This window comes from Streptomyces sp. sk2.1, from assembly GCF_008120935.1.
Classification (GTDB): domain Bacteria; phylum Actinomycetota; class Actinomycetes; order Streptomycetales; family Streptomycetaceae; genus Streptomyces.
This window is the reverse complement of record NZ_RDBO01000273.1, coordinates 1-3,740: the sequence shown is the minus strand read 5'-3', so window position 1 is coordinate 3,740 and position 3,740 is coordinate 1. Positions and strand designations below refer to the sequence as shown.

General features: G+C 65.7%; 3 protein-coding genes. 1 reads left to right on the top strand and 2 read right to left on the bottom strand.

Translation table 11 applies throughout. The features are described 5' to 3' along the window. Nucleotides 1–616: 616 nt before the first annotated feature. The gene (locus EAO76_RS43675) at nucleotides 617–1,966 is read left to right on the top strand and encodes a hypothetical protein (protein ID WP_148841742.1); all 1,350 of its coding nucleotides are present in this window, start codon (nucleotides 617–619) and stop codon (nucleotides 1,964–1,966) included. A 197-nt stretch (nucleotides 1,967–2,163) separates the two neighbouring features. On the opposite strand, the gene EAO76_RS43670 is transcribed toward EAO76_RS43675, so the two are convergent. Then, complete coding sequence (locus tag EAO76_RS43670; RefSeq protein ID WP_148841741.1) at nucleotides 2,164–3,396, bottom strand: IS4 family transposase; 1,233 nt, start codon at nucleotides 3,394–3,396, stop codon at nucleotides 2,164–2,166. A 103-nt stretch (nucleotides 3,397–3,499) separates the two neighbouring features. Beyond that, nucleotides 3,500–3,740 (bottom strand): transposase (locus EAO76_RS43665; RefSeq protein ID WP_148841740.1); only part of this gene is annotated, 241 nt, incomplete at its 5' end.

Sequence of the window (3,740 nt, the reverse complement as noted above, 5' to 3'; positions counted from 1 at the left end):
TGGAGATCGACCCCAGGAAGCAGCCGCGGTACGCGCTCAAGTCCATGAACGTCACGGTGCCACACATGTGCGGTTGGTGTCCGCGGCTCCGCAGGCGCCGCTGGGGCGGAGTCGCCGCAACGGCGGGCAATGTGGTTCGGCGGCGGACCGGCGCGGAGACTGCCTGGCGGCGCGGGGCCTCGGTGGTGAAGGGGTCTTTGCGGGCCTTTATTCGATTTTTATCGATGTGCGGTCCTGACTCAATTACTAGCCGGTCTGACCGACTACCCGGCCTGCCATGGCAGGTTGGCAAAGGCTCAGTGCCTTCACTTCTCGTCGACATTCACGACTCTGTTGATCACCAGCTGACTCCCGAACGCGTCGACAATCGCTGTCCCTGGAGATGAACGAAGCCAACCACCCTCAAGCATCGCGTCCAGCAGCTCACCCGCGAGCACCGCACCCTCCAGGAACGGCTTGAGGGTGCCCGCTCCGACCTGCGCTTCTCCGACAAACGGATCGCCGCTCTTGAGGCTGAGCTCCTCGAAGCCCGTCAGCGTTGAAGTCCATTGCCCGCCGGGGCGCGAAACTGTGATGATCGCCAGGCAGGGTCGTGGAGCGGTGATCGGAGAGTTGTGTGGGCGACAAGTGGTTCCTCTTCCTCGGGGAAGACGAGATCAGCTGGGGGAAGAACCACATACCGGCGAAGCTCATGACCATCTTCCAAGAGCATGACAAGTACATGGACGAGGAGTGGGCGAGCCAGGTCGACGCGATCAACGCACAGGACTTCGACCTGATTGACCCGGTTGATGAGACCGGGGCTCCACCGGAGGCATACGAGGGCATGCCAGGGTGGGAGGAGTACGCGGAGGCCGTCGAGGGAGACATGACCAGGGCCTTCGGCTACGCGGCCACAGTGGGAACGGTGGCGAAGCGGCTGAGCCTGATGGGATTCACCCCGCCCCGCTCCAAGCAGGAGATGACCAGTAGCCTCCGGGAGCTTCGCGAGTTCGACGGCGACGACGCCATCTATGTCCGGGAGCCGGGGGCGACCGAGCCAGTCCGCCACACGATCGACTGCGAGGAAGTGGTCGAGATCGGCCTGCGCGCGTTGATCACCAGCTCCAAGCCGCCGGAGGCGAAGAAGCCCTTGACTGCCCTGCAGACAGCCTGCCTGGACGCCCTTGAGATGTTCCGGGAACACGACGAGGACCCGCGGACACTGCTCGCCGCACTCCTCGAAGGCCAGGCGACCGACAAAATTGTCCGCCTCGACCTGCACGATCTCCTGTCAGCCGGCTACTTCACCCGGCACGAAACCGTCTCAGCGCTCGCCCTGCAGGAGCTGGCGGCGGAAATGGCAAGCAGCGGACCGATCATCGTCATGACCGAGGGGACGACCGACGCCCGGTTCCTCAAGCGAGGACTGCAGATCGTCGCCCCCGACCTCGCGGGCTACTTCACGTTCCTTGATCCCAGCGCGAAAGCCGCGGGCGGCGCCCCTGAGCTGGTGAAGAGCCTGCGGGCCTTTGCAGCGGCCGGGATCATGAACCGCGTCATCGCACTGGTCGACAATGACGCCGCAGGGCGTCAGGCCGTGAAGACCCTGTCGAGCGCCCCGTTGCCCGGACGGTTCAAGGTCTGCCTGCTGCCCGATCTCGACTATGTCAAGGACTACCCGACCCTCGGACCCACGGGCGACACCCGCTACGACATCAACGGTCGCGCGTGTTCCGTGGAGTTCTACTTCGGCCTCGACTGCCTGCTGGCTGCCTCTGGTGAGCCGCTCCCGGTTCGCTGGACCGGCTTCAACAACGCCATCAACGACTACCAGGGTGAACTTGCCCCGGGCGACAAGAAGACCGTTCAGGACCGCATCGACCAGATGCTCACCAGCGCCGAGGCCGACGGGACAACGCTGGACAACCGATGGGACGCCATGCGCAAGATCGCGCAGACCATCATTGCCGCAGCGGGAGGCTAGGCCCAATACCGGTGATTTAGGCGCTTTTATGGTGTTTGCTGGTTGGTTTGGTGGGCAGGACCAGTGTGATTGCTGCTGCGGGTGGTCGGGGTGGGTTGCGGTGGTGGGTGTGTTTGAGGTGCCAGTTGGACATCTTGCGTTTGATGACACGGGGGTTGGAGCGTTGCCTGCGGGGTGGCAGGAGTCGTTCCAGCAGTTCACGGATGGTGTGGGTCAGGGCTCGGCTGAGTCGTGAGGGGGGAAAGCGCCGCCTGGTCGGTGACGTGGCGGCGGGCGATGCGAAGGGTGCGGGTGAAGGACAGCCGGTCGGGGTCGAGGCCGGCCTGGTGAGCGGTGTGGTGCATGACGTCCCGGAGTGCGTGGTGGACGAGAAGGAAGCCGTAGATTTCCTGCTCGACGCCATCGGGGTACTGCGAGCGCAGGACGAGGCGGTGTCCGCCCTGATGGGTCTTGATCTCGTCCAGGGTGTTCTCGATCTCCCAGCGCTGATGGTAGAGACCTGCCAGGTCGGCCGCGGAGGCCTCCTGCGGGTTGCAGACGGTCGTGATCAGCCGGTAGACCGTGCCGTCGTCCTCACGGCCGAGGGTGTACTCGATGACGCGGACCCGGGCCGGATCCCGGCGCCCGCGGTCGCCTGCCGCGACGATCTCGGACAGGTAGGAGCCGTCCTCGAAGGCTTCGAGGACCGGGAGCACGATGTTCTTGCGGACGCGCCACAACAGGTCCGCGCCCGTGTCCGAGGCGGCCTTCCACAGCTCGAAGCCGGTGATGCCGCGGTCGGTCATCAGCAGCATTCCCGGCTCGAGCCGGCCCAGCAGGCCGGGAACCAACTGCTGTTCATGAACCGACAGCGGGCCGGTCGCCGCGGCGAACACCGCGTGTGTCCCGCACTCCACCAGCGCAGCGACCCTCACCTGCGGGTAGGCACTGCGCTGCTGTCCCCGGCCCGAGCCTGGCCGGCCGAAGAAACCACTGTTGGCTTCGGTGTCCGGGACATCGAAGACCGTGCCGTCCACCGCAACCAGACGCCACCGCCGGTACCAGGCACCAGCAGTGTCCGGGGCGGCCACCGGCCGACACACTCGCGCGAACAGCACCTTCAACGGCTCCGGCCCCAACCGTCGGCGGGCCCGGCCGATCGCCGCTGTCGTCGGCACCCGCCACGGCTTCTCCCACCGCCGCACCCGCTCCAGCCCCTGTGTCAGCAGCCGGGCCACCTCCTCATAGCCCTGGCCAGAGAACAGACACATCGCGAGCACGAAATAGACCACCACCCGGGCAGGCAACAGCCGCGACCGCTGTTCCAGACGCCCGCACCCAACAACCACCTCATCCACCAACTCGGGCGGAAAAGCCCTCGTCAGCACACCCAGAGCGATCCGGTCCGACAACCGCTCACCCGACGACTTCACCTGTCCAGGCCTTGGCACACCACAACCAACGACCCACCACCAACAAAGTCACCGGTATTGAGGCTAAGCGCTGTCCCGTAAATGATCTACGGCATGCTGGTTGACCAGCGTTGTTTCCCGGTCATCCGGCGAGGGTGAGGTTGTGGAGGCGGGCGACGCCGAGCATGGCGTGGTGGACGCCGTCGCCTTTCAGGCGGCAGTCGCGGAGGATCTTCCAGGTCTTCATCCGCGCGAAGGCATGCTCGACTCGGGCGCGGACCTTGCGGTGGGAAGCGTTGTGTTCTTCTTTCCAGTCCGGGAGTTCGGTCTGGCCGCGTTCGCGGCGGTGCGGAATGATCAGGCCGGTGCCGCGGTAGCCGCCG